Genomic DNA, 26,470 nt, shown 5'->3' on the forward strand with positions numbered 1-26,470 from the left:
TATGCTTGAAAGATGAACGAGCTAACGATCACCACCGATTTTACTGATATTGCGTTGCCAACCGATTTGGCCACCTCCCAGCAGCTTAACCGTGATCTGCTGACGTTGGTGGTTGCGTTGCAGGCACGGGTAAAACAACTGGAAGCGGAACTGACAGAACTGAAAGAACGCCTGAATGACTCCTCCGCCACCTCCTCTAACCCCCCGTCACGTGACACGCCCGAACAACGCGCCCAACGCGAGCGCAAACCGAAAAGCCCGTTAAAACGCGGCGGTCAGCCAGGACACAGCAAACATGAACGCACCTTGGTGGAGGAATCACGCCTGGATGCTATCCAGCATTACTATCCCGAAGGCTGTTGCCGTTGTGGTGGTCATCTGGTGCTGGAAACCACGCCGAGCCAGCGTCATCAGGTATTTGACCTACCGGAAGTTGCTTATCAAGTAACGGAACACCGCCTGTATGCGGGTACGTGTAGTTGCTGCGGGAAACGTCAGGTAGCCGAGTTACCCGAAGACATCCCCAGCGGGCAGATGGGTGCTGGCTTGATCAGTTGGATCACCCTGATGAACGGGGCGTGCCGCCTGTCCACGCGGCAAATCCAGTTACTGCTGGAAGAACAATGGCAGTTATCCTTCAGTAGCGGTGCGATCAGTGAGGCTACTGCCCCCGTCAGCCGTTGGTTAGCACCCTTATATGCTCAGGCGGGTGATGCAGTGCGTAGCAGCCCGGTGGTAAACGCGGATGAAACCAGTCACTACCGTGGGCGCGAACGTGAATGGTTATGGGTGATGTGTTCGCCACAGGTGGTGTACTTCATGACGCATTACTCACGCGGCAAAGGTGCAGCGGACGAATTGCTGGGAAAATTCAATGGCGTACTCGTGACCGACCAGCACGGCGGCTATAATCACCACCCCAATGAACGACGGCAACTGTGCTGGGCGCACATTATCCGTAAGTTCAAAAAAATAGCACAACGTTACGGGCGTGCAGGCATCTTAGGGAAGCGTTTGCTGCGTCTGGCACGCCTGATTGTCCACTTGCATAACCGCAAGCTCGCAGGTGCTTACTCGGACAGGTTGTACCGGCAACGCATGGATAAACTCCGCGAAGCCTTCCGCCAGACATTGGTAGCAGGTAGCGGCTTACGTCAAGCACAACATCCTGATAAGCCGACTAAAACCGCCAACCAGTGCCAACGCTTACGGGATGATGACCTGATGTTATGGACATTTTTGCGTCATTCCGGTGTTCCTCTGACCAACAATGCTGCCGAACGGGCTATCCGCCCCTATGTCATCTGGCGTAAGACCAGCTTTTTTAGCCAATCTTTCCGAGGTGATCAATTCCGCCCGTTAATACTGACTATCGTGGAAACCTGCAAACGCCTAGGTATCAGCGCTTACCGAATTATCCGCCAAGCGTGTCAGCAGGCATTGGCTAAAAAGCCGGTGACGGTGCGTTTGCCTATTCCCCCTCCGCGAGTATTGAATCCGGTGACTGGACTTATTGCCGCTTAAGGGGGCTGCTCCGTGAACAGTTACGGCACTGCTTAAAGAAGGTCAGTTTAAGATCGTTTACTTTGATATCTGTATGACGGCATCCGCCGTTGAGAACGATGCTTCAATTGCATTGGCATCTTGCGATAGTAGTGCCGATACTCAGCAGTTTTCATTGGAAGAAAATGGCCATCTGGTGATGAAAGCTAAGCCGGAGCTATGTGTCACGGTGAATGCGACTGAAAAACGCGAAGGGCGTGGCGCGACACCCGTTCATGTGATGCGACCTTTGTCACTGCAAGCTTGTAGCGAAGATAATGCGAAGTATCAGGCTTGGTCGTTGTTTAGTTTTTAAGTTTTCCAGCAGTTGTCACAGTATTGTTTGAATAAACTATTATCGACACGACTGAGTTCGCCGCCATGAAACAACGCCGCAAAAAATAAAGCTGGCCTATTCCTCATGGAATCTGACGTTTATTTATTTCATGCAACAGGTAGAATGTAATGGTCATTAGTCAACAACGAGGATTATCCGAATGAGTGCATTAGACCGTATCGATCAGGCTGTAAAAAGCAACCCAGTCGTCATTTTCATGAAAGGTACACCGCAGATGCCGCAATGTGGATTTTCCAGCCGTGCTTCTCAAGCGCTGATGGCGTGTGGTGAAGAGTTTGCCTACGTCAACGTATTGGGCGACCCGGAAATTTTCCAAGACTTGCCACAATACGCCAACTGGCCGACCTTCCCACAGGTTTACATCAACGGTGAATTGATCGGCGGTTGCGACATTACGCTGGAAATGTACCAGAACGGTGAATTGCAAAAGATGGTGAAAGAAGCCATGAAAGGCAACGCTGCACCTGAAGCAGGCAATGCCGCGTAAGCAATGCCCAAATAAGCAAAGGGCTTGATTCCTCAAGCCCCTTGCGCATCATTCAGGCAGCGGCTGCCTTCTTTTTCTCTGCCGCTGCATGTAAAGCATCGTTGATAGCGTAACCATACGCACAGTCGACCTCTATTCTGACCCGCATCAAGCCATCAACACCTTCCGCCAACATCACCGCCAACGGGTCACGGCGTTGGAAACGACGGTGCGGTTTGCTTAACCACATTACCCGCATTTGGCTACTGAATGGGAAGGTCGTGCGCAAGGCGTCAGCAATACCCACAATGTGATCAATACGATCCATCATCTCTGGCGTTTGCGGAAATGACTTGTCGCCTTGGCGATATTGCTGCAAATGGCGTGGACGTACTTCCTCACCCAAGCCCAGAATAACCAGCATGTCTTCCCCGCTGATTTTCCACTCATCCATGTGATGGATCACGGCTTTGGTTAACGCGGTCATCTCTTCTGCTGAAAAGGTTTGCATACTTAATCCCTCTTTTTCAGACCCTGAATCGACACGACTTTGGGGGCGCTGACTTCATCAATAAAATGTGGACGTTCTTCGCGTACACCAGCGGCACTTGCCAATTCACGCTCACGCGCAGCGATCAGGTCGAAACATTTTTTAACGTCTTCCACTGTCGCATCGGACAAGGGATAAGTGACAGCCGAATCGGAAGGCGTTAGGTCGCGAATGATGCCACCAAGGGTTTTACGCATCGCCATGAGGATGCGTCTTTCTGTGGAGAACTGTTCTTCTGACATGGTAAGTAGCGCCTTTAAACCTGAAAAATAACGAGATTATCCTAACATTTAAGCCAATACCATACCACTAAGGTGGGGATTCAGCGTCAAGCCAAGCCCTCAGGCCGTTAATGCCGCCACGAACAAACCCACCGCTTCCAGCAGCACGATGGTTGCGCCAATCGCATCCCACGTCATCCCGCCACAGCTTTGTTGCAAGCGCAAACGGATCAGTAACAGCATGACAAACAAGGCAAATAAGGGGATCCCCGCCACCAGTGCAACCGGCAAGGCGATCAGTAACCACAAGAACAGGGCAACATAGGGAAATTCAATGCGGAATTCGTGCGCGAGGGTTTCACGCGGTGCAATCGGGGTAAACCCGATCAAAGCCACCACCAGCAAGCGAGCAGCCACCGGTACTATCAGAATATACGACCAAAGTTTGTATTCAATCAGCACAGAAAGCGCCGCAAACTTGATCATCATGATCAATGCCATCACCCCCATTACGCCGAAATGCGGACTAGGCAAATCTGTCTCACCAAACAGCCAAGCATTAATGCTACGAGCGAGTGCATCCAAATGATGCAACTCACTGATAAACATCCAAACTGTCAGCAAAATCACCGATGCCAACATAGGCTCGATGCTTTCCAGTTTCCAAGCCGCAAGCGCCAATAGGAAACCCATCAGCGCCCCGACCACCGGAAACCAAATCAGGCCACGGCCTTTTTCTTCTGCGGAAAAGCTTGTCACCGGCTTCATCGGCAACAGCGTCAACACCGTTAACGCTACCTGTAACGAACGGTGCAACGCCTTCAACATAGTCAACAACCGTGAGCCAGCAGGCTCGTCCATTCACCGCCTCGGTCGCGCAGCACCCGCAAGCGGGTCAAGCCGCCATACTCGACATTCAAGGCCAGTAAACGCTCATCAGACATTTGCAATACATGCGCCAGAATCACCCGGATGACACCTGAGTGTGTCACCACCAGTACCCGTTCACCCCGATAAGCCCGCGCCAGTTCAGCCCAAGCATCCAGCACTCGCGCCCGGAAGTCGCCAAAGCCTTCGCCACCCGTCGGAATAACCTGCGCGGGGTTGACCCACCACGCCGCCAATTGCTCAGGGTCAGACGCCATGACTTCTTGCGGGGTATGCCCTTCCCAGTCACCGAAATGGATTTCCCGCAAGCGCTCATCACGCACCAGTGGCAAATCGTGTTTCTGGGCAAACCATTCGGCGAAAGCGGCGCATTGCATCCGGGGCGAGGTAATGACTGCATCCCAGTCAGCACCGGCACGCCCGAAAACCTGCTTGAGATGTTTCCACCCCGCCTTACTCAGCGGGGTTTCCAACTCGCCACAGAATACGTCACCCGCTTCCACCGCACCGTGCTGCAACAGGCCGATGTGGGTAAAGTTATTCGCCACTACTGATAACTGACCGCGACAATTTCGTATTCACGCACACCGCTGGGGGCTTGCACCACGGCAACATCGCCTTCTTCCTTGCCAATCATTGCCCGCGCAATCGGTGACGATACCGCCACGCGGTTGTGCTTGATGTCAGCCTCGATGTCACCGACGATCTGGTAAGTGATGGTTTCACCAGACTCGATAGCTTCCAGCTCGACCGTTGCACCGAACACTACCTTGCCGGGGTTAGCAGCACCAACCGCCACCACGTCAATAACTTGCGCCATCGACAGGGTGCTCTCCAGTTCCTTGATACGGCCTTCGCAGAAACTTTGCTGCTCACGAGCCGCATGGTATTCAGCATTTTCTTTCAGGTCGCCGTGCTCACGAGCCGTGGCAATTGCCTGAATAATTTGCGGACGGTCTTCAGTTTTCAGGCGCTGTAATTCAGCTTTCAAACGTTCCGAACCTTTCAATGTCAGCGGTGGTCTAGTCATCGCTTCAAACCCCTTGTTGTGTTATTTCCTGATGTAAATCCTGTAAGCAGTAGACTTGCTCACTGTCAGTGTAGGCCATCGCCTTGCACAATGCCCGCGCACCTTCAATCGTAGTGGTGTAGGTAATCTTGTGCTGCAAGGCTTCGCGGCGGATCTCGAACGAGTCACGCGTCGATTGTTCACCTTCGGTGGTGTTCACAATCAGGTCGATTTCTTCGTTTTTGATCATATCCACGATATTGGGGCGGCCTTCACGCATCTTGTTGACGATTTCACACGCCACACCGACGTTTTGCAATTCGCGTGCCGTGCCACGGGTAGCCACAATCTTGAAGCCCTGCCCGGCCAACATGCTGCCCACTTCCTGCAAATGGCGACGGTCAGCTTCGCGCACGCTGATGAAGGCCACGCCAGAAGTTGGGTAATGTTCGCCAGCCGCGTATTGTGCCTTACCGAAAGCTTCGGCAAAGGTTCTGCCCACGCCCATGACTTCGCCGGTGGATTTCATTTCCGGGCTAAGAATCGGGTCAACACCGGGGAATTTGATGAACGGGAATACCGCTTCTTTCACCGCGTAGTAGGACGGAATGATTTCGTTCAAGGCATTCTGGCTAGCCAAACTCTGGCCTGCCATGCAACGTGCCGCGACTTTCGCCAGCGGACGACCAATGGCTTTGGACACGAACGGCACGGTACGTGAAGCACGCGGGTTCACTTCCAACACATACACATCATCGCCTTTGATCGCAAATTGCGCGTTCATCAGGCCGATAACGTTGAGAGCTTTGCCCATCAGCACCATTTGCTCACGCAATTGATCCTGAATGTCGGCACGCAAGGAATACGGCGGCAAGGAACACGCTGAGTCACCGGAGTGGATACCCGCTTGTTCGATATGCTGCATAATGCCGCCGATCAGCACGTTTTCGCCGTCGCAAATCGCGTCCACGTCGACTTCAATCGCGTCATCCAGATAACGGTCGAGCAATACCGGGGAATCGTTGGAAACGGATACAGCCGTGGTCATGTAGCGGCGCAATTCGTTTTCGTGGTAAACGATTTCCATCGCACGACCACCCAATACGTAAGACGGGCGCACCACCAACGGGTAGCCAATTTCGTCTGCCAAACGTACTGCTTCGTCAATACTTCTCGCGGTACGGTTAGGCGGCTGCTTGAGGCCGAGTTTATTGATCAATTGCTGGAAGCGTTCACGGTCTTCCGCCAAGTCGATCGAATCGGGCGATGTACCAATGATCGGCGCACCCAAGGCTTCAAGGTCACGCGCCAGTTTCAGCGGGGTTTGCCCACCGTATTGCACGATCACGCCGTAAGGCTTTTCCAGATCAACGATTTCCATCACATCTTCAAGCGTCAGCGGCTCGAAATACAGACGGTCGGAGGTATCATAGTCGGTGGAAACCGTTTCCGGGTTACAGTTAACCATGATGGTTTCAAAGCCATCGTCACGCAAGGCCAACGCCGCATGGACGCAGCAGTAGTCGAATTCAATACCCTGACCGATCCGGTTCGGACCACCACCCAAGACCATGATCTTTTTATTGTTGGTCGGGTTGGATTCGCACTCTTCCTCGTAAGTGGAATACATGTACGCGGTATTGGTGGAAAATTCCGCCGCACAAGTGTCCACGCGTTTGTAGACCGGGCGTACATTCAACTTATGACGCGCCGCACGCACCGACTTTTCGGTTTCGTGTGTCAGGGTCGCCAAACGACGGTCAGAGAAGCCTTTGCGCTTCAATGCCCGCATTTCATCGGCGCTGAGATCGTTGAGAATACGTTCTTTCAAATCGTTTTCGAGATCGACCAGTTCCTTGAGTTGCACCAGGAACCACATGTCGATGCTGGTCAGATTAAACACTTCTTCGAGTGTCATGCCAAAACGGAAAGCATCTGCCACGTACAAAATACGTTCGGCGCTGGCTTCGGTCATTTGGCGACGCAGGATGTCTTTTGCATCAGGGTCTTGCGGGTCAACACGCTCACTCAGGCCGTCAATGCCGGTTTCCAGACCGCGCAAAGCTTTCTGGAACGATTCTTGGAAGGTGCGCCCCATCGCCATGACTTCGCCGACCGACTTCATTTGCGTGGTCAAACGCGCATCCGCCTGCGGGAATTTCTCGAAAGTAAAGCGTGGAATTTTGGTGACGACGTAGTCGATGGATGGCTCGAACGATGCTGGGGTTGCGCCGCCGGTAATTTCGTTACGCAATTCATCCAGCGTGTAGCCGACCGCCAGTTTCGCTGCAACTTTGGCAATCGGGAAGCCAGTCGCTTTGGAAGCCAGCGCGGAAGAGCGCGACACACGCGGGTTCATTTCGATAACGATAATGCGCCCGTTGTCCGGGTTGACCGAGAACTGTACGTTGGAACCGCCCGTGTCCACGCCGATTTTGCGCAGCACCGCCAGTGATGCATTCCGCAGCAACTGGTATTCCTTGTCGGTCAAGGTTTGCGCAGGTGCGACGGTAATCGAGTCGCCGGTATGGATACCCATCGGGTCAAGGTTTTCGATGGAACAGATAATGATGCAGTTGTCATTGCGGTCACGCACGACTTCCATTTCATACTCTTTCCAACCGAGCAGGGATTCTTCCAGCAACACTTCAGTGGTCGGGGATAAATCCAGCCCGCGAGCCACGATGGTTTCAAATTCCTGCTTGTTATAAGCGATACCGCCGCCACTGCCCCCCATCGTGAAGGACGGACGGATAACCACCGGGAAACCCAGTTCGGCTTGCACTGCGCGGGCTTCGTCCATCGAATGCGCTACGCCGGAACGCGCAGATTCAAGGCCGATTTCATCCATCGCCACTTTGAATTTCTGGCGGTCTTCGGCCATGTCGATGGACACTTCGTTGGCACCGATCATGTCTACACCGAACTTTTCCAGCACGCCGTGGCGGGAAAGATCGAGGGCGCAGTTAAGCGCGGTTTGCCCACCCATGGTTGGCAATAGCGCATCAGGGCGTTCTTTTTCAATGATTCTGGCAACCGTTTCCCAGCGGATCGGTTCGATGTAAATCGCATCCGCCATTTCAGGATCGGTCATAATGGTCGCGGGGTTAGAATTGACCAAAATGACGCGGTAGCCTTCCTCACGTAGCGCCTTACACGCTTGCGCACCGGAATAGTCGAATTCGCACGCCTGACCGATAATGATCGGGCCTGCACCAATAATTAGGATACTTTTAATGTCTGTGCGTTTAGGCATGTGCGGCTCTCATCATCTCAATGAAACGGTCGAATACAGGGGCTACGTCGTGTGGGCCGGGGCTGGCTTCGGGGTGTCCCTGAAAACTCAGTGCCGGGCAGTCAGTACGTTCAATGCCTTGTAGGGATCCATCAAACAGCGAGCGGTGAGTCGCACGCACATTCGCAGGCAAACTGGCTTCATCCACCGCAAAACCGTGGTTCTGGCTGCTGATCATCACGCGTTTGCTGTCTACATCTTGCACCGGATGGTTCGCGCCATGATGCCCGAATTTCATCTTGATGGTTTTCGCACCGCTGGCAAGGCCGAGCAGTTGATGCCCAAGGCAGATGCCGAAAGTGGGGACTTTGTTCTCCAATACGGTACGGATGGCGCTAATCGCGTAATCGCACGGCTCTGGGTCGCCGGGGCCGTTGGAGAGGAATACACCATCCGGGTTCAGCGCCAACACATCCGCTGCCGGGGTTTGTGCAGGCACAACCGTCACGCGGCACCCGCGATCCACCAGCATCCGCAGGATATTGGTTTTGATACCGTAATCGTAAGCCACAATGTTGAATTCCGCCGTTTCGGCGGTGGAAGGGCGCGGTGTTGCTGGGTTCAACTGCCAACTGCCTTCTGTCCACAGGTAGCTGGCTTTAGCCGTCACTTCTTTCGCCAAATCCATGCCTTTGAGGCCGGGGAAAGAACGTGCTGCATCCAACGCTTGCTCGACGCTGAGGTTTGTACCCGCCACAATGCAACCGCGTTGTGCACCCTTTTCGCGCAGAATACGGGTTAAACGACGTGTATCAATGTCGGCAATCGCCACCACCTTGTTGCGTTCAAGGTAGGCTGGCAGCGATTCTTCCGCCCGCCAGCTACTGTACACAGCAGGTACATCGCGCACGATCAGACCCGCCGCGTGGACTTGTGTGGATTCGCAATCTTCCTGATTGACACCCACGTTACCAATATGGGGGTAGGTTAACGTTACCATTTGACGTGAATAAGACGGGTCGGTCAGGATTTCCTGATAGCCTGTCAGCGCGGTATTAAACACCACTTCACCCGTGGTTTGGCCATCACAGCCGATAGAACGCCCGTGGAAAACACTCCCGTCTTCCAGCACCAGCAGTGCTTGCTTGTTCAAAAGAACCTCCGAAGTCTACATACGAAACGGGATGAGGCATGGCTCATCCCGTGAAATCAGTAGGGGTGCATTTTACTCCCTGCCTGACAGAGTGTCCATGCACGGTTTCATTGAAACTTAATGCTGACCGACTGATCTATTGTATAGAAAGGGAGGGATTATGTTTATCCGAATCCTTTTATGACCATGCAAATTATATTTTTTTATGTATAATTCACTGACTCAGGGCTAAATGGGGGAATCGGTCGATCATGAGTACGCACAAACTGCTGTCCGAACAGCAGACAACGCTGTCATCCGAAAAAGGCTTTATCCACGTGCCAACCTTTGAAACAGATGGCACCTCTTTCCGTGAAGAACTGCAAAAATTCCGCATGATCACCAAACGGCGGGAGAAAACCCTGCTGGGCGTTTATCTGGGCGTTTTTCTGTTTGTGCTGTTTACGATGGAAGGGCTACAACCCAATCTGCCTCGTAACTTTGTGCTGAGCTTCATTCTGGGCTTATGCGCGGGCATCCTTGCGGCCTTCGTCCGCGAAGGTACTGATGCCGCCATCAAAAACCGGGAAATGCTAGCACGGGTGTTGCCGTTGCCCTTGCTGGGAGTTGCACCGGTCATCAGCAAAAAAGCCGGTAGCTATGCCTTCCAAAGCGCCAAAAACCCGGACTCAACGGTCGCCGCAGCCTTTCGCGCCTTGCATAGCAATCTGTTGATCGTGACCCAGCAAAGCCAGCCCAAGGTCATCAATATTACCAGCACCGATGCCAGTGAAGGCAAAAGCAGCACTAGCATCAACCTAGCCACACAGTATGCACAAGCAGGCAGTAAGGTGTTGCTGATCGACGCTGACTTGCGCCGCCCTACCCTGCACAAACATTTCGAGATGGATAATACCAAAGGGCTGGGAAATTATCTGGCGGGTATGGATCCGCTCGACAACCTGATCCGTCCAACCTTCATTTCTGGCTTACACGTGATGACCTCCGGGCCGATTACGCCCCACGCGGTCGAATTGCTCTCTAGCGAACCATTAACTCAATTGATTAGCAATGCAGAACAAGGTCATAGCGACTTTGACCTGATCATCATTGACTCGCCCCCGGTCATGGGCATGGCGGATGCCTTGCTGATCGGCAACCGCGTCCATGCGACCTTGCTGGTGGTGGCGTGCAATGAAACCCGGCGTCGCCCGCTCCACGCCGCGTTTGAACGCTTGAAACAATCGCGTACCAATATCATCGGGGTGGTGATGACCAAGGTGCGTTAAGCGGATAGGCTAAAATACCAGACTGACATTTTCCTTGCCCAGCATCTGCCGTAAATCACGCAAACCGGCATCATCCAGCGACAATGTCCAACTGCCTGCGAGGCGCAATTCCGATTGTGCCTCGGCATTGCGGTATTCCACGGCAATCGGGAACGCGCCCGCAGCAGTTGCAGGTTGTAGGCATTGACGCAACTTCTCCAGCACCCCTTGCGGTACTTGCGAGACATCCACTTTCAGTAGCAACTTACGCAAGAAATTTTCCCGTACCGACTGCATATTGTGGACTTTTTCTACCTTCAAACGGGTCTTACCGGTACGCTGATCGGTATCGAGCGTACCTTCCAACACCACACAGGCTTCTTTTTCCAACAAATGACCGAACTGGGTAAAAGTGTCGGTAAAAATCATGACTTCGTAATAAGCCGTGTTGTCATCAAGCTGCACGAAGGCGCGTTTGCCCTTATCCGTGTGCTGAGTACGCACACTGCTCACCAATCCCGCAAGCGTGACGGCTTCGCGGCGGTATTTCGTGCCCTCATCTTCCGCAATATCCGCCAACTTTTTGCGACTACCTAAGCCAGCAATTTCTTCCTTATACTCATCCAATGGATGCCCGGTCAGATACAACCCCAACGTTTCCTTTTCTAAACGTAAACGTTCCTTTTCTGGGAATTCCTCGCGGACGGGCATCGCGGTTTCCGGCGTCGATTCCGCCACACCGTTACCGAACAGCCCACCAAACAGATCGGTTTGCCCCGTGCCTTGATTGCGGTTGTACTGTTCCGCCATGCGCATCGCTTCGGGCAGGAATTCGAGCATGGCGCGGCGAGTTCCGCCCAAGCTGTCGAAAGCGCCGGACTTGATCAACGTTTCCAGCACACGCCGGTTCACCTTTTGCGTACCGGAACGCTTGCACAGATCAGCCAGCGACTGGAAGGCACCATTCTTGTTACGCTCTTCCACCAGCACACTGAGTGCTGCCTCCCCTGCGCCTTTAACGGCACCAAGGCCGTAGATAATGCGGTTCTTGTCATCCACCGTGAACTGGTATTCGGAACGGTTAATATCGGGCGGCAACACCTGCAAATTTAATTGGCGGCAATCATCCAGCAGGGTCACGACTTTTTCGGTGTTATCCATATCCGCCGACATAACGGCTGCCATGAACGCCGCCGGATGGTGCGCTTTTAGCCATGCGGTCTGGAAGGCAACGAGGGCGTAAGCGGCTGAATGCGAGTTTGAGCAGCATAAACCTGACGCTAACAAAAAATTATGTTCAGGATGGGCTACTTCAAGATCATAACCTTGACTCCATCCCATGAACGTTGCTCGTATAGGCTTCCGTAACACCGTATTCCATCCCAATCGCCATTGTCGATGGTCGCTATTAACTGGCTCAGACCGGGAGAGATAAGTTCGCCAGAGTTGCTTTTGAAGCATTCCATCGAAAGCCGGATTAAGCGCCAAGATCGCCTCATGATTTCTTGGTTCAGCATCCGATCCCGTGCCTGCACCGTTTGCAAATGTTGTTCTGATCGAATCGGAAAAAAATGCCACGGGCCATCGACTTCGATCACCATTTTTTTCTGACGGTGTACAAAGTCGATTTGCTTGTGTCCCTTCTGGCAACGAAATTGTGTGTTGCGCACAAACCCCAACGCCGTTAAATGGGGTTCCAACCATATTTCCATTTTGGACAATTTGGGAGAGGCATGTGCTTTGGCTTGGATATTCTGAAATTCTATTGGATGCTCGTCCCTCCAAACCTTTAAACGCTGCGCCCTTTCCTGCTGAATATCGGCTCGTGCTGATGTTTTCTTCGCCGTTTCTGAATATTTGCGCCGCATTTCTGGCGTATGTTGGAGTTCTTTGCAAGTACGCACCTGGACTTCCTTGCGTATGGTTTGGCAAGCCTCGCAACGCTGAAAATGGGCGCTGGCCTCCTTGCGCGTTTTGATGACCATGCCGCAGTGCATGACTCTTTCCTTGCCTGACGATGGCCCCGTATGAATCATGCTCATGCAAATAGGGCATTGTTTCTGATGTGCATGAATGTCGCGCTTGATACGCTGGACTGCCCCACACTTGGCCACCCATTCGTATAATTTTCCAGAGCGGCTGCTGCCCGTTTTCTGTGAGCCATTTGTGGTCGAGGGTACAGCGTTCAATAGTTCCGTCATCGAATTGAATCTCCCAAAGCGGTACTTCCCCATGATCGTGCAAAGCAATCACGTCCGTACAGACATGGCTTCCATCCACAGTCACGCTGACGACCTGATCACCCACCTTGCAATCTTTTATTTTTTTAATGCCTGTTAGTGTATGGATTTCTGTATCCTTGTCCACTGTTTTATTAAATCCATATTCTGCGAACTTTTCCATCAGATCGAAAATATAACCCGCCTGGCTCTCGTCGACATTATTGTTACGCGAGCCTTCCATGAAAATGGAACGCTGCTTGGCCATTTCCTCCGGTTTCTTTTTACCCATTGCCCGGCGCAACATGTCCGCACCGCCCAAGGTGTACTGGGCGAGGACTTGCGCAATCTGCATGACCTGTTCTTGGTAAACAATTACCCCGTAGGTCGGCTTGAGGATTTGCTCCAGACTAGGATGCGGGTATTCGACCTTGGCAATGCCTTTTTTACGGTTGATGAAATCATCCACCATCCCCGACTGCAATGGGCCTGGGCGGAACAGCGCGACCAGTGCCACCACGTCCTCGAACACGTCCGGTTGCAGGCGGCGAATCAGGTCTTTCATGCCGCGTGATTCAAGCTGGAAAACCGCCGTGGTTTTTTGCGCCTTGAGCAGGTCAAACGAAGCCTTATCATCCAACGGAATGCGGTTGATGTCGACTGGCGGCAAACCCTTGGCGGCCTGCTTGCGGTTGATGGTTTGCAATGCCCAATCAATGATGGTGAGGTTACGCAAGCCCAAAAAGTCGAATTTAACCAGCCCGATGTCTTCCACATCGTTCTTGTCAAACTGCGACACCACGCCTTCGCCGTTTTCTTCGCAGCAAATCGCGGTGAAATCGGTCAGATCGGTGGGTGAAATCAACACCCCGCCCGCGTGTTTGCCGGTATTGCGCGACAAACCTTCCAGCGAGATTGCCAAGTCCAGCAGGGATTTCACCTCTTCATCGCTGTTGTACAACTCGATCAGGTCGGGGGACACCAGTTCGGAATCCTTTTCGGACTTGGGGGTACGCCCCAGCGCGTCTGACAAGGTAATGCCAATGGTGAATGGGATCAGCTTGGCAATGCGGTCAACAAAACCATACGGATGCCCCAGCACCCGCCCCACGTCACGCACCACCGCTTTCGCCGCCATCGAACCGTAGGTGATGATCTGTGAAACCTGATTACGCCCGTAAGTTCTGGCCACGTAATCAATCACTTTGTCACGCCCATCCATGCAGAAGTCGATATCGAAGTCAGGCATGGACACCCGTTCAGGGTTGAGGAAACGTTCAAACAGTAAATCGTAAGCCAACGGGTCAAGGTCGGTGATTTTCAACGCATACGCCACCAGTGAACCCGCACCGGAACCCCGCCCTGGGCCTACCGGAATACCGTTGTCTTTCGCCCACTGGATGAAGTCGGCAACGATCAGGAAGTAACCGGGAAACCCCATTTCGTTGATAACATCGAGTTCGATTTTCAGGCGTTCATCGTAAGGCTTGCGCTTTTCTGCAAATCCCGGCGTGCCGCGCGGAAATTTTTCACCGTAGAGAAAATCGAGGCGCTCTTCCAAACCCTTTTCGCTGACTTGGCAGAAATATTCGGCTTCGGTAAGACCCGGCGGGATCGGGAATTGTGGCAGGTAGTTTTTACCCAGTGTCAGTGAAACATTGCAGCGTTTGGCGATTTCAACGGTATTGCTGATGGCGCTGGGAATGTCGGCGAACAGTTCCACCATTTCACCCGGGGTACGCAAGTATTGCTGCGGGCTGTAACGTTTGGGGCGTTTGGGGTCAGCCAGCACATAGCCGTCGCGGATACAGACGCGGGCTTCGTGGGACGGAAAGTCGGATTCGGCGGTAAAGCGCACATCGTTGGTGGCGACCACCGGAATGTCGTGAAGCAGCGCCAGATCAATCGCCGCGTGGATGTAATCTTCCTCGCCATCGCGCCCGGTACGTTGCAGCTCCAGATAATAGCGATCAGGGAACATTGCCAGCCATTCTTGCAGGCGTTTTTCAGCCAAATCCTGGTTGCCAGATAGCAGCGCTTGGCCTACGTCGCCTTCGCGCCCGCCGGAAAGCATGATCACGCCTTCACTGAATTCCTTGATCCACTCACGGGAGACGCGGGGCACACCCAGCACTTGCCCTTGCTGATAAGCACGGGAAATCAACTTGGTAATATTGCTGTAGCCAGTATTGTTCTGGCATAGCAGGATGGTATGGAACAAGGTGTCAGTGCCTTGCTCATCCGTCAGCAATACGTCAACGCCGAAGATGGGCTTGATACCCGTGCCCATCGCGGCTTTGTAAAATTTGACCAGCCCAAAGAAATTATTGAGGTCAGTGATGGCAATCGCGGGCATTCCAATCTTTTCGACCGCTTTCATCAGCGGCTTGATGCGGATGGTGCTGTCGACCAAGGAATATTCGGTATGGAGACGGAGGTGGACGAATGGGGTCATGGTGTACTCGCTTGAGGGGCAGCAAAGTAAAAACGTAGAAATGAGATAAACGGAAAAGGAGGATTACGCTTCAATAAGATGCGAACCATTTCTTGTTTACTCAATTGCCGGAACATAGGATTATTAGTTTTAAGCATCACATCAAAAACAGCTTGTACAGCGTTAATACGATCATTCTGTAAACGGATGCAATTGAGATTTAGCAAGTTTATGGTGTACTCAGCTCTCGCATCTTCATTAGCAGCAGACATCCCCCCAGTATCTTTATTGTACTTAAAGAACTCGCCAATACTTTCATCCAGAACAGGATTTAGGAACTGTTTCACATTGAAATCATTGGATTTTTTATGACCACAGGAATGTACATCTTCTGGCTTATAGACCTTTTTAGTGTCGGTGTCACATAGTTCTCCGTTACACGAAGCAACCAAGTTTTTATAAGCAAAAGTAAGATGGGCAAACTCACCGCTCACATCTTTTGGGTGAATATGCTCAACGTGAGAAATATCTTTGCATATCTTTCGCTCACAATAAATACATAACTCTGACTGCTCAGCAATCAGATGATGATGCAAGGCTTTTTTACATTCACTAAGCTCTTGGTTTTCATAAAATTCATGCCACTCCGCATTCTCTGGCAGATTGGTCTTACAGGCTTCAAAAAAATCAGGGCTGTTACCTTTTTTTACATGACGCATTAGACGGCATCCCGTAGCTCAATAAGAAAAGCCATTTCTTGCATGAAACGGGAATGATCACTCTCTTCGGATAACTGAGCTTTCACTGCTAATGCTTCTTGCGTGCTTTCCTTCCTGTCTTCAACAAACTTGCGGTATTGTGCATATAGCTTCAATAATTCTGGCGGACGTGGATCAGCTCCCATGATTTCAGAAAGAATAGAGTTTACATCTACACCAGAGGGTGGTTGATTCATATGAACAGGTTGTATTTTTCCATTTTCCTTACGTAACAAAATACGGTTTTTGTAGGGAACGGTGGCGATGATCTGCGGCGAATGTGTTGCCACAATGAACTGGTTATTTCCCCCAATCCTGCTGTAGATTTGCATGATTTTTTGTTGCCATGCAGGATGGAGAGCGATTTCAGGCTCATCAATCAATATAATTGAATTATTTGGATTCAATATCATTAATGAAATGACGCGACCATAAAGTTGCTTTTCGCCATCACTTAATAAATCAATCGTTACTTCTTGATTAGATGCATTGCTAAAAACGGGGCGATTAAATAATCTTTTGGAAAGCCCTGTAAGTTTTGTCAACAAATTTGCATCCAAGAAATTATCATTGAAGGAGTCAACTGATTCCTTCATCCGCTGTTCAGAACTTGCAACATTGCTTTCAATAATTTTATTAAGAATGTATTCTTTTATATAAAACTCAGCCTTTCCCAATATACTATTAATATCTATCTTTTGCGCATAAGAATATTTGTTTTCTAGTTGTGAAATAGCCGCATATTGAAAGCTTTGCTGCGAAGGTAAAAATATCAATCTCGGCACATCATGAAACAATATGCCATCATGATTTTCTTTGTTTAATCTTTCAACTTCCCTGTATAGCGGCAGCCAATTATCTGCTGTAACAGAGGGAAAATCAGAAATTGATACAGTGCCATGCTTACCAGTATGTATAAAAACTGAAGGGTTCGATATAGCCTGAAAAACAGCTTCGAGCAAGCTGGTTTTACCCGTGCCATTTATACCCGCGATAACATTAACCACATTCCCCGTTTCTGGATCAGCAGTTGCGCCACCCGGTGGTTGAAAGTGAATATCGATGTCTTCCAACACGCGGAATTTGTCGATTTTGATTTTTTCAATGTACATACAATTCAGCCTTCACGGTTTAGGGTGGCGGCGGCGCGGAATCATCGCAGGTCGAGCAGGCTCATAGGCTTTCAAGCCGTGATCGCCAGTCAGGATTTCCACAGTATAGCCTGCCTTATGGTAATACTCGGCAACGTCTTTGATGGTGGCATCGCCTATCGACAGCTTTTGGGCGGCTTGCGCAGGCCAATTTTCGGATAAAGTACGCAAGTTGTCAGCCTGCCACAAGTCGGCTTGTTCGGTGAATGCAGCCCACGGTGAACAGGCATCCGCAGCCAAACGCAAGTAATCTGCCAGTTTGGTAGCAAGGCTGAAACGATCACCCGCGACTTGCGCGATATGGTTGCCTGTTTCAATCAGTGTGGCAACGGGCAACACAAAAGTGCTGTGTTTCAACTGCTCTGCCTGCAACAAGGTGTCGATACGGGCATGAGTCCAACGGTCTTCGTGTGTTCCCGCCTCTTTTTTACCCGGCACTTGCAACCAGCAACACAATACGGAGGTATCCAGAATCAGTACACGCCTACCCATGTACCGACTCCAACGACTTTTCAATCAAACCTTGGGTGGAAAGTTTGCCAACAGTGCCTTGTGCCAACAGTTTCGGGAGTTGTTCGATGTCTTCCAATAACGTCAACTTGCTCTCGCCTGTGAGGCTATCGCGGTGGGCAACGGTAACGAATGGCACAAACTCCGTTCCCAATGCGTCCAATAATGCGGGATTATGCGTTGTGACTAATACATCAATATTACGTTGTTTACCGATGGTTTGCAGGGCTTCCAGTAATAAGTGTGCGCGGGAAGGGTGAAAACCATTATCCACTTCGTCGATTGCTAACAAACTGCCTTCCGGCAAAGTCAGTAAAGCGGTAAGAATGGCGAGAAAACGTAATGTGCCATCAGACATAGCGCGAGCATCGACAGTAAATACCTCCCCCGACTCTCCCCATTTCTCATCGCAATAAAGCATCGCATCTTTACCCAGTTTCCCGACTTTTTCGGCATAAACACGATGAATATCACGCTCCGGCAAACGACTAGCGTATTGAGTGAGCGTATCTTCAATTTCTTTTTGACGTTCGGCAGAAAGTGATGCTAATACTCCAGCAACATTGCCAGCATCTTCTTTTAAACGAGTATAAACCGGAGAAAACCCACGCATAAGCTGGGGCATTGGATTTAATAGACATATATTCGTCAATGTCGAATACATAAATTCTAAAGCACCAAAAAGTTCCAAATCATGATCATCATTATATGCCTCTAGTATTGCAGACTGTTGATTAAGCCTCGATTTATATTTTATATTACCATTAATTTTTATCGTTTGATCTTTTATTAAAAAATCACCACCTAACATGCCAAGAACAATGGTATATTCATAAATCATATTATAAGTCGTACCAATGGCAATACTTAACTTCGCATAGTCGCTAGATTTATTTATGAGCCAATCATTACTACCGCGTACAGCATCAAGTGAATCTTTAATATTTCCACGTACAATACCATGCAAAAACTGGAGTGCATCGAGTACGTTGGATTTGCCGCTGGCGTTCGTGCCGATCAGGATGGAGAGCGGGTCAATGTACAGCGTCGCTTCGCCGAAGCTCTTCCAGTTTTCCAAACGCAATTCGGTGATCATGCATCGCCCTCCGCTTGCAATTCAGTGTATTTCTTCACAGCCCCTTTCGCCCTCAAGGAAAGCGAAATAGCGAGATTGCGCGGGGTGTGGAACTGCGCCCAACTGCGTTCGGCACGGAAGTGCATGAGTTCGCCCACAAGGTCTTTCGGTAACATGGCGTGGCTGTCCTGTTGAAACTGACACAGGATTATAGCTCAGACACGCCATTAAGGTACTTGGATTGAACGGCAGCAACAGCCGACCATTACACTTCCATCGCCGCGCTGTATTCGCCGCGCCGCGCCGCCAGATTGCAGCGGGCACGTTGCAGCAATGCCTGTTGTGCCGCTTTCACGTTGGCATCCTGACCCGCCCATGCTTCCATAGCAGGTTGCTGAAGGGCACGGCCATACGAAAATGACAACGCCCAAGGTGCACGAGACTTGAAGCCCACATTCATGGCATTCAAACGGGACGAAGCCAGTTCAGCAGATTGGCCGCCCGACAGAAACATGATCCCCGGAACGGCAGCAGGCACGGCTCGCAGGAAACACCTTACCGTAGCGTCGGCTACCACCTTTGCGGTTTTGATGCCGGGAATAATGCCCGCATCCATGACAGCTTGTACGAAGGGAATGCCCGCACTCGTGGTCTGGCGGATGGTTTCGTCGTAAAGGATTGCGCCGCTGATGCATTCGCCCAGACCCGCTGTCGTCACGATCATTTCGCGGTAAGCGCGGTGGGCTTCCTCAGTCTGCGGAATGTCCAGCTTGGCGAAACGTTTGTTGCAGGTTGGATTGCTTTCATCCATCGCCAAGATGCCTTTGTTGTCGGCAACCAGCGCCTGCGCGGTATTGATGAGTGCTTGTGTATTCATGCGGGATTACTCCATTTCCAGTTGCGAATTTCGGGCATGTCTTGACCGTGCTTGTCGATGTACTGCTTGTGCTCGACAAGTTTGTCTTTGAGCTGTTGCTTCAGGTAATCACCCTGCTCTCCGGTCTGAGGCAAGCGGTCAATGGCGTCCATCACCAGATGAAAACGGTCCAGATCATTCATGACCCGCATGTCGAAGGGCGTGGTAATCGTGCCCTCCTCCTTGTAACCACGCACATGGAAGTTCTCGTGGTTGGTGCGGCGGTAGGTCAGGCGGTGTATCAGCCACGGGTAGCCGTGGAAGGCGAAAATCACCGGTTTATCTGTGGTGAAAATCGTGTCGAAATCCGCGTCACTCAAGCCATGCGGATGTTCGCTGGGCGTTTCCAGTTTCATCAGGTCGACCACGTTAACCACGCGGATTTTCAGGTCGGGCAGGTGCTCACGCAGGATGGAAACAGCCGCGAGGGTTTCCAACGTCGGCACATCGCCACAGCAGGCCATCACCACATCGGTTTCATCCGTTTGATCGTTACTCGCCCACTGCCAGATACCGACACCTTCGGCACAGTGCTTCACAGCAGCATCCATCGTCAGCCATTGCGGAGCCTGATATTTGCCCGCGATTACCACGTTGACGTAGTGACGACTGCGCAAACAGTGATCCCAGACCGAGAGCTGGCAGTTGGCATCGGGCGGCAGGTAGACGCGCACCACGGAGGCTTTCTTGTTCACAACCAGATCAATAAAACCGGGGTCTTGATGCGTCAAACCGTTGTGCATCTGTTGCCAGACATGGGAGGCCAGCAGGTAGTTAAGCGAGGCGATCTTGCGCCGCCACGGCAATTCCGCCGAGACCTTCAACCATTTGGCGTGCTGGTTGAACATCGAATCCACGATGTGAATAAATGCTTCGTAGCTGGTGAACAGCCCGTGCCGCCCGGTGAGCAAATAGCCTTCCAGCCAGCCTTCGCACTGGTGTTCGCTCAACATTTCCATGACACGACCGTCCTTAGCAAGGAACTCATCGTTGTCTTGGATGCGGGCATCCCATTGCCGGTTCGTGACCTCGAATACAGCACCTAAGCGGTCGGAGAGTGTGACATCGGCACCGAAAATGCGGAAATTGCGCTGCGCCTGATTGCGTTTGGCGACATCGCGTAGAAACACGCCCAGTTCATGCGCGTCTGATGCCATCACTGCACCCGGCGACGGCACATTCACCCCGTATTCGCGGAAGTCCGGCATGATCAGGTTACGCAGCAGCAAACCGCCATTGGCGTGGGGATTCGCACCCATGCGACGCTCGCCCTTGGGGGCGAGTTCCGCCAGTTCCGGTTTGAGACGACCCGATTCGTCGAACAGTTCTTCGGGACGGTAGCTTTTCAGCCAGTCTTCCAGCAACTTGAGATGCTTGGGATGCTCGGCATCAACGGCAATCGGCACCTGATGCGCACGGAAGGTGCCTTCGATTTGCAGACCATCAACCCATTCGGGACCCGTCCAGCCTTTGGGGGATTTGAGCACAATCATCGGCCAGCGCGGACGCACGGTATTGCCGTTGACGCGAGCCTCGTGCTGAATGTCCTTGATCTGCGCCATCGCCGTATCGAGGGTTGTGGCCATCGCTTCGTGCATCAGCGCGGGATCGTCACCCTCGACGTAATAAGGTGTCCAGCCACAGCCTTTGAAAAACTGATCCAGTTCCTCCGGCTCAATGCGGGCGAACACTGTCGGATTAGCAATCTTGTAACCGTTCAAATGCAGGATGGGCAATACCGCGCCATCGCTGGCGGGATTGAGAAACTTGTTGGAATGCCACGAGGTTGCCAATGACCCGGTTTCCGCCTCGCCATCACCGATAACACAGGCCACGACAAGATCGGGATTGTCGAATACCGCACCGAAGGAATGGCTCAGCGAATAGCCCAACTCACCGCCTTCGTGAATTGAACCGGGGCATTCGGGCGAGACATGGCTGGGAATGCCGCCGGGAAACGAAAACTGCTTGAAGAGTTTCTGTAGACCGGCCTCATCCTGACTGATGTTGGGGTAAATCTCACTGTAAGTGCCTTCCAGGTAGGTGTTACCAACCAGCGCTGGACCGCCGTGTCCGGGGCCGGAGACGTAGATCATGTTGAGATCGTATTGCTTGATGATCCGGTTCAGATGCACGTAAATGAAATTTTGCCCCGGCGTTGTGCCCCAATGCCCCAGCAGCATGTGTTTCACATCCGCGAGCGCCAGCGGGCGTTTCAACAGCGGGTTGTCGAACAGGTAAATTTGCGCGACTGACAGGTAGTTGGCGGCTCGCCAATAGGCATTCATTTTGTTGAGCAGTTCGGGGGTGAGGGTGTTGCTTGTCATGGTTTTGTCCTTAGTGTTCAGTCGTCATCCGGCGCTTCCGTCATCAGTTGTTGGCGGATCGACAGCAATTCCTGTTGGCGTTTGGCATCGGTTTCGGGGTAGTGCATGTCAAGCGCCTTGAAGGTCTCCAGAAGGATGCGGGACACAATCAGCCGGGCGTTTTTCTTGTCATCCGCTGGAACCACATACCACGGTGCATTTTTTGTACTGGTTGCACTCAGGCATGAAGCATAGGCTTGCTGATACTGTTTCCAGAATTTCCGCTCCACAATGTCGGCAAGGCTGAATTTCCAGTTTTTGTCGGGTTCGTCGATACGCGCAAGGAAGCGCTGGCGCTGCTCTTCCTTGGACAGATGCAGGAAAAACTTGATGATGCGAGTACCGTTGCGGTGCAGATGGTGCTCCAGATCCGTGATGGAACGGTAGCGCTCTTGCCAGATCGTTTCCTCGTTGAGCACCTCATCGGGCAGCCCTTCGCCGAGCAGAATTTCTGGATGCACCCGCACGATCAGCACTTCTTCATAGTAAGAGCGGTTAAAGATGCCGATGCGCCCGCGTTCTGGCAGTGCTTGCGTGGTACGCCACAAAAAGTCGTGATCCAGTTCTTCGGCGCTGGGGTGCTTGAAGCTAAACACCTGACAACCTTGCGGATTGATGCCAGACATCACATGCCGGATCGCGCCATCCTTACCTGCCGCGTCCATCGCCTGAAAGATCAGCAATACGGAGTAACGGTTGGAAGCGTAGAGCAGGCGTTGCAGGTCGCTGAGTTCACTCACCTGCTCGTCGAGGAGTTCGTGGTACTGCTCCTTCGACTTGTAGGCTGGCTTTACCAACGTTGGCCACTTTTTGAGGTCGACTGATTCGCCTTCCTTTACCCGAAAATCCTTTGGGTCAATTTTCATGTTTCCCTCGCTTATTTTGCCTCGTCAATCATCTGGATGGTCTTTTCCTCAACCTCTCGGGCAACTTGCACGAGCGCAGCATCCTGGGATAGCGATTCCAGCATTGGCGCGGGCTTGATCATGCCGATTTTGGTTGCGCCATGCTCCGTAAACACGGAAATACGACAAGGCAAGGCCATGTTCAGGCGCATGTCGATGGCTAATACTTTGGCGGCCTGACCGGGATTGCAGACTTCAAACACCTTGCATTCGTCTTCAAAAGCCATGCCTTTGCTGCGCAGTGTGTTTCCCAAATCGTGTACATGTAGCACCCCAAAGCCATGCCGGATGACGGCTGCTTCAAGGTCTGTCGATGCTTGACTGAAGGATTTTGGGGTTTCAACGATATAATACATAAAGCACCTGAATTATTATGAGTCGGATTAATAAAAACGTATCCACTGCCACAGTGGTTATTTAACAAGGTTACGCAGCTTCTATTATGGCGCTCTATTTACTCGTGTAGCAACACCTGGATTGACGAGAGAAACTGTGAGTTTATTCCAACACCTGTTGCAATAACGCAATACATTAAATTTAGTTAACCATGCTTAAATAGCAGTGTCACATGTGTTATATATCATGCCGTCTCCGCCTTAAGAAATGACTAGTAAAAATATTATCAAACCACTTGAGAGGAACTTAACATGGCAATCGGAAATGCAGTACAGCACGGAACGCTGGTTTATGTTTATGATGAAAATCTCAAACAAACCACGTCACTCTCATCCACAGGATGCTCCCCCAATGACGGGCTGGTGGGGCATACTTCTGCTGTCGTCCATGTACGGAGAGGAGCGATGATTTACACCTACGATGAACGGGGTCACATTCTCAGCAAGGTACCTGTCCAGAGACAGTGCTTATCAGAAAGCCGTGCCAATGCCTTTGTCGACATCCATTTGCAGTTGGGATAAACCCGCCAAAGCATGAATGGTGTGAATGACGCCCTGCCCTGTTGGAAACAGCTCTTCCAGATACTTGCTGCCACCTTTATGGGCAAACGCCTGATCAAGGAAACGCGCATCAGCGTGGACATCCTCACACTGGTCATTGTCAGTATTTGCCTGATAATGCTTGAACAGGGTCTCCACTACCTCAAGCACTTCTGCGCTGGGGATAACATTCAGGGATGCAGCATTCTGCTTCACCCGCTGGTGAATTTCTGTCAGCGATACGCCTTCAACCGAGTGGTACAACAGTCTTTCATTTTTTGGTCCAAGATTCGACATAACAACACCTTTTTGAACGGTATTTTTGAGCATAATGATGCTCTATGAGTCATGATAAAAACACATAGATTTTTACATTAAAATGCCAGAGGATTTTTTAGATAACCATAAAAACTAAATCTATTTTCATTAGGCGCTAAATTTGCTTATGTTGCAAGCTTCTGTCATTCTTATATACAGAAGTTGTCTATTTTAATAAAATTAACCTATTTCGCACTATAATAACCATTAAATGGAGAAAGTGATGGACACTGCTATTCCTGAGCCTCCTGCTAATTTGCCGGTGGTAGAACCGAGCACTACGTTTAAACAAGTTTTGAAAGTGGATACTGTGCTGTTTATCGGCATCGTTTTTCTTGCCCTGTTAGGCGTGGGCATTACCAATTACCGCGCAGACAGTGCCTACAGCTACTGGAGCTACATGCTGGTATTTCTGGCACTGATGACCACCGCGTGGGGTATGTGGCGCTCAAAAAAACTAGGATTATTGGAAACTAGCAAATTCTTGTACCAGCAAGCTGTTTTGTGGGGTGCGGCATTGGTCGCTGTGGTGGTAATTTATTGGCTGCGGGATGCAGGACGCATCAACGTTAGCACGACGGGTTTGCTGGTGTTACTCATGTTGACCTTCGCTACGTTTGTCGACGGGATGCTGGTGTCGTGGAAACTGCATGTGGTGGGTGCGCTGTTGCTGTTGACACTGCTCATGGCTGCTTATGTCTGGCAGTTTCTGTGGATCATCGTGTTAGTGGCTGTTGTATTAATCGTATTAGTGCTGGTTTTTGTAGCATGGAAAATACGTTCTTACCCGTAAATGAAAGAGTTAAGTGCGCTATTTTAGTAATATTAGGAGTTAACATCATGATTGTATGGATTATTGTTGCCAATGCAGCACGGGCGCGTTTTTTTAGCGTCGCACCCTTAAACGCCAATGCTCCGCTTATTGAGCTGGAAGACAGGGTTCACCCCAGCTCACGTTTACATGGGCGCGATCTGGAAACCGATTCACCTTCGAGTGTATTTGATTCGCAGGGGCAAGGTCGTCATGCGGTGGAACCACCCACCGATATAAAAGAGCAACAAGCCGAAGCATTTGCGCTTGAATTGAGCAACTATCTAGAAGAAATGCGCAATGCCAACCGTTATGGCAAGTTGTATATCATCGCTTCGCCGCATTTCCTTGGCTTGTTGCGCGGGCATTTCAGCAACGGTGTGACGCAGTTGATTGCGGATACGCTGGATAAAGACCTTACCCAACATGCGGTGGAAGACATCCGCACCCATCTGCCTGATTTTATGTAATGAAATGCCAGGGGGAGCATGATGGAATACAAGGATTACTACAAAGTTCTCGGGCTGACCAAAGAAGCCACGCAGGATGACATCAAGCGTGTTTACCGCAAGCTGGCGCGCAAATACCACCCTGACATCAGCAAGGAAAGCAACGCCGAGGAACAGTTCAAGGAAGTGGGCGAAGCCTACGAAGTGCTGAAAGACCCGGAAAAACGTGCTGCCTATGACCAATTGGGCGAAGACCTGAAAGCCCAGCGCCATTCCCGCCCGCCGCCGGGTGGCAATGCGGGTGCGGGGCGCTCCGCCGACTTTGATGATTTCCTTGCCGACCTGTTTGCGCAAAGAGCGCGTGCAGGTAGTCGGGCGTATCAAGCCAACGGTGAAGACAGTTACGCCAAGGTGTCGATTGATCTGGAAGATGCTTATCACGGCGCTACCCGCAGCTTGACTATGCGAACCACCGAACGCGGTGCGGATGGTCGCCCCTTCTTGCAAGAGCGTACCCTGAATATCAAAATTCCCAAAGGGGTTAAGCAAGGCCAGCATATCCGTCTGCAAGGGCAAGGCAATCCCGGCGTCGGGGGTGGCAGCGCGGGTGATTTGTATCTGGAAATTGCCTTTAACCCGCATTCACTGTACCGCGTTGAGGAACTCGATGTGTATCTGGAATTGCCCATTACCCCGTGGGAAGCCGCGCTGGGCGGCAGTGTCAAAATCCCCACCCCGGATGGGTCGGTAGACATGAAGATTCCGGCGAGTTCATCCAGCGGGCGCAAGTTACGCCTGAAAGGGCGCGGTATTCCAGCGCAGTCACCGGGCAATTTTTACGTCACGCTGAAAGTCGTGCTACCGGATACCCTCAGCGACAAGGCCAAGGCTTTGTACAGTGAATTGGCACAGGAACGAACCTTCAATCCACGCGCCGGAATGGGAGTGTAAGTG

At 51.4% G+C, this 26,470-nt stretch carries 25 protein-coding genes and 1 pseudogene; 7 read left to right on the forward strand and 19 right to left on the reverse strand.

From position 1 onward, the window contains the following. Positions 1 to 12: 12 nt before the first annotated feature. The 3 genes from tnpC to grxD all read left to right on the forward strand — a co-directional run bounded on the left by tnpC (position 13) and on the right by grxD (position 2,387). The gene (tnpC, locus tag J9253_RS10180) at positions 13 to 1,524 is read left to right on the forward strand and encodes an IS66 family transposase (RefSeq protein ID WP_210224459.1); all 1,512 of its coding nucleotides are present in this window, start codon (positions 13 to 15) and stop codon (positions 1,522 to 1,524) included. 28 nt (positions 1,525 to 1,552) lie between these two features. Continuing rightward, positions 1,553 to 1,858 carry a ricin-type beta-trefoil lectin domain protein gene (locus tag J9253_RS10185; protein ID WP_407701796.1) on the forward strand — a complete coding sequence of 102 codons (306 nt, stop codon included), beginning with the start codon at positions 1,553 to 1,555 and terminating at the stop codon, positions 1,856 to 1,858. 181 nt (positions 1,859 to 2,039) lie between these two features. Continuing rightward, positions 2,040 to 2,387 carry a Grx4 family monothiol glutaredoxin gene (grxD, locus tag J9253_RS10190; RefSeq protein WP_028488171.1) on the forward strand — a complete coding sequence of 116 codons (348 nt, stop codon included), beginning with the start codon at positions 2,040 to 2,042 and terminating at the stop codon, positions 2,385 to 2,387. 52 nt (positions 2,388 to 2,439) lie between these two features. Here the strand turns inward: grxD and J9253_RS10195 are convergent, their stop codons facing one another. The 7 genes from J9253_RS10195 to carA form a co-directional block, all read right to left on the reverse strand. Beyond that, positions 2,440 to 2,877 (reverse strand): DUF2384 domain-containing protein, encoded by a 438-nt coding sequence (locus tag J9253_RS10195; protein WP_210224461.1) that lies wholly within the window; start codon positions 2,875 to 2,877, stop codon positions 2,440 to 2,442. A gap of 2 nt (positions 2,878 to 2,879) precedes the next feature. Next, positions 2,880 to 3,158: a hypothetical protein gene (locus J9253_RS10200; RefSeq protein ID WP_028488159.1), complete on the reverse strand. Its 279-nt coding sequence runs from the start codon at positions 3,156 to 3,158 to the stop codon at positions 2,880 to 2,882. 99 nt (positions 3,159 to 3,257) lie between these two features. After that, the gene (locus J9253_RS10205) at positions 3,258 to 3,998 is read right to left on the reverse strand and encodes an adenosylcobinamide-GDP ribazoletransferase (RefSeq protein ID WP_028488158.1); all 741 of its coding nucleotides are present in this window, start codon (positions 3,996 to 3,998) and stop codon (positions 3,258 to 3,260) included. After that, on the reverse strand, positions 3,968 to 4,573 hold the full coding sequence (gene cobC, locus J9253_RS10210) for an alpha-ribazole phosphatase family protein (RefSeq protein ID WP_210224462.1): 606 nt from the start codon (positions 4,571 to 4,573) through the stop codon (positions 3,968 to 3,970). Before cobC ends, J9253_RS10205 begins: the two co-directional genes overlap by 31 nt. After that, positions 4,573 to 5,055, reverse strand: coding sequence for a transcription elongation factor GreA (gene greA / locus J9253_RS10215; RefSeq protein WP_028488156.1), 483 nt, complete (start codon positions 5,053 to 5,055; stop codon positions 4,573 to 4,575). Before greA ends, cobC begins: the two co-directional genes overlap by 1 nt. A gap of 4 nt (positions 5,056 to 5,059) precedes the next feature. Then, complete coding sequence (carB, locus tag J9253_RS10220; RefSeq protein WP_028488155.1) at positions 5,060 to 8,290, reverse strand: carbamoyl-phosphate synthase large subunit; 3,231 nt, start codon at positions 8,288 to 8,290, stop codon at positions 5,060 to 5,062. Next, the gene (gene carA / locus J9253_RS10225; protein ID WP_210224463.1) at positions 8,283 to 9,422 is read right to left on the reverse strand and encodes a glutamine-hydrolyzing carbamoyl-phosphate synthase small subunit; all 1,140 of its coding nucleotides are present in this window, start codon (positions 9,420 to 9,422) and stop codon (positions 8,283 to 8,285) included. Before carA ends, carB begins: the two co-directional genes overlap by 8 nt. A gap of 251 nt (positions 9,423 to 9,673) precedes the next feature. Here carA and J9253_RS10230 point away from each other — a divergent pair, with 251 nt between their 5' ends. After that, positions 9,674 to 10,690 carry a polysaccharide biosynthesis tyrosine autokinase gene (locus J9253_RS10230; RefSeq protein WP_210224464.1) on the forward strand — a complete coding sequence of 339 codons (1,017 nt, stop codon included), beginning with the start codon at positions 9,674 to 9,676 and terminating at the stop codon, positions 10,688 to 10,690. Positions 10,691 to 10,699: 9 nt separating this feature from the next. Here J9253_RS10230 and J9253_RS21235 read toward each other — a convergent pair whose 3' ends face one another. From J9253_RS21235 to J9253_RS10290, 12 genes and pseudogenes are all read right to left on the reverse strand, one after another. Next, positions 10,700 to 12,787, reverse strand: coding sequence for a helix-hairpin-helix domain-containing protein (locus J9253_RS21235; protein ID WP_210224590.1), 2,088 nt, complete (start codon positions 12,785 to 12,787; stop codon positions 10,700 to 10,702). 249 nt (positions 12,788 to 13,036) lie between these two features. Next, positions 13,037 to 15,343: pseudogene (dnaE, locus tag J9253_RS10240) on the reverse strand (DNA polymerase III subunit alpha); the annotation flags it as partial. Then, complete coding sequence (locus tag J9253_RS10245; protein ID WP_210224465.1) at positions 15,340 to 16,041, reverse strand: retron system putative HNH endonuclease; 702 nt, start codon at positions 16,039 to 16,041, stop codon at positions 15,340 to 15,342. The gene J9253_RS10245 and the pseudogene dnaE, both read right to left, overlap by 4 nt. Then, positions 16,041 to 17,192, reverse strand: a complete 1,152-nt coding sequence (locus J9253_RS10250; RefSeq protein ID WP_210224466.1) for an AAA family ATPase — start codon at positions 17,190 to 17,192, stop codon at positions 16,041 to 16,043. The genes J9253_RS10245 and J9253_RS10250 overlap by 1 nt, the downstream gene beginning before the upstream one ends. A 12-nt stretch (positions 17,193 to 17,204) precedes the next feature. Then, positions 17,205 to 17,723 (reverse strand): hypothetical protein, encoded by a 519-nt coding sequence (locus tag J9253_RS10255; RefSeq protein WP_210224467.1) that lies wholly within the window; start codon positions 17,721 to 17,723, stop codon positions 17,205 to 17,207. After that, positions 17,716 to 18,837: an AAA family ATPase gene (locus J9253_RS10260; protein ID WP_210224468.1), complete on the reverse strand. Its 1,122-nt coding sequence runs from the start codon at positions 18,835 to 18,837 to the stop codon at positions 17,716 to 17,718. The genes J9253_RS10255 and J9253_RS10260 overlap by 8 nt, the downstream gene beginning before the upstream one ends. After that, entirely contained in the window at positions 18,834 to 18,992 is a 159-nt protein-coding gene (locus tag J9253_RS10265; protein ID WP_210224469.1) for a nucleoside triphosphate pyrophosphohydrolase family protein, read from the reverse strand. The genes J9253_RS10260 and J9253_RS10265 overlap by 4 nt, the downstream gene beginning before the upstream one ends. Before the next feature lie 89 nt (positions 18,993 to 19,081). Then, the gene (locus J9253_RS10270) at positions 19,082 to 19,693 is read right to left on the reverse strand and encodes a class I fructose-bisphosphate aldolase (protein WP_210224470.1); all 612 of its coding nucleotides are present in this window, start codon (positions 19,691 to 19,693) and stop codon (positions 19,082 to 19,084) included. After that, positions 19,690 to 22,059 carry a phosphoketolase family protein gene (locus J9253_RS10275; protein WP_210224471.1) on the reverse strand — a complete coding sequence of 790 codons (2,370 nt, stop codon included), beginning with the start codon at positions 22,057 to 22,059 and terminating at the stop codon, positions 19,690 to 19,692. The genes J9253_RS10270 and J9253_RS10275 overlap by 4 nt, the downstream gene beginning before the upstream one ends. A 17-nt stretch (positions 22,060 to 22,076) precedes the next feature. Continuing rightward, positions 22,077 to 22,964 carry an ADP-polyphosphate phosphotransferase gene (locus tag J9253_RS10280; RefSeq protein ID WP_210224472.1) on the reverse strand — a complete coding sequence of 296 codons (888 nt, stop codon included), beginning with the start codon at positions 22,962 to 22,964 and terminating at the stop codon, positions 22,077 to 22,079. 11 nt (positions 22,965 to 22,975) lie between these two features. Next, positions 22,976 to 23,359 carry a DUF302 domain-containing protein gene (locus tag J9253_RS10285; RefSeq protein ID WP_210224473.1) on the reverse strand — a complete coding sequence of 128 codons (384 nt, stop codon included), beginning with the start codon at positions 23,357 to 23,359 and terminating at the stop codon, positions 22,976 to 22,978. A gap of 510 nt (positions 23,360 to 23,869) precedes the next feature. Then, positions 23,870 to 24,235 (reverse strand): hypothetical protein, encoded by a 366-nt coding sequence (locus J9253_RS10290; protein ID WP_210224474.1) that lies wholly within the window; start codon positions 24,233 to 24,235, stop codon positions 23,870 to 23,872. A gap of 244 nt (positions 24,236 to 24,479) precedes the next feature. On the opposite strand from J9253_RS10290, the gene J9253_RS10295 reads away from it, so the two are divergent. Genes J9253_RS10295 through J9253_RS10305 form a run of 3 tightly spaced genes read left to right on the forward strand, consistent with a single transcriptional unit; the run spans position 24,480 to position 26,467 of the window. Next, positions 24,480 to 25,049, forward strand: a complete 570-nt coding sequence (locus J9253_RS10295; protein ID WP_210224475.1) for a hypothetical protein — start codon at positions 24,480 to 24,482, stop codon at positions 25,047 to 25,049. A gap of 47 nt (positions 25,050 to 25,096) precedes the next feature. After that, on the forward strand, positions 25,097 to 25,537 hold the full coding sequence (locus tag J9253_RS10300) for a host attachment protein (RefSeq protein ID WP_210224476.1): 441 nt from the start codon (positions 25,097 to 25,099) through the stop codon (positions 25,535 to 25,537). An 18-nt stretch (positions 25,538 to 25,555) separates the two neighbouring features. Continuing rightward, positions 25,556 to 26,467, forward strand: a complete 912-nt coding sequence (locus tag J9253_RS10305) for a DnaJ C-terminal domain-containing protein (RefSeq protein WP_308395521.1) — start codon at positions 25,556 to 25,558, stop codon at positions 26,465 to 26,467. Positions 26,468 to 26,470: the final 3 nt, after the last annotated feature.

The organism is Thiothrix litoralis (assembly GCF_017901135.1).
GTDB classification, from domain to species: domain Bacteria; phylum Pseudomonadota; class Gammaproteobacteria; order Thiotrichales; family Thiotrichaceae; genus Thiothrix; species Thiothrix litoralis.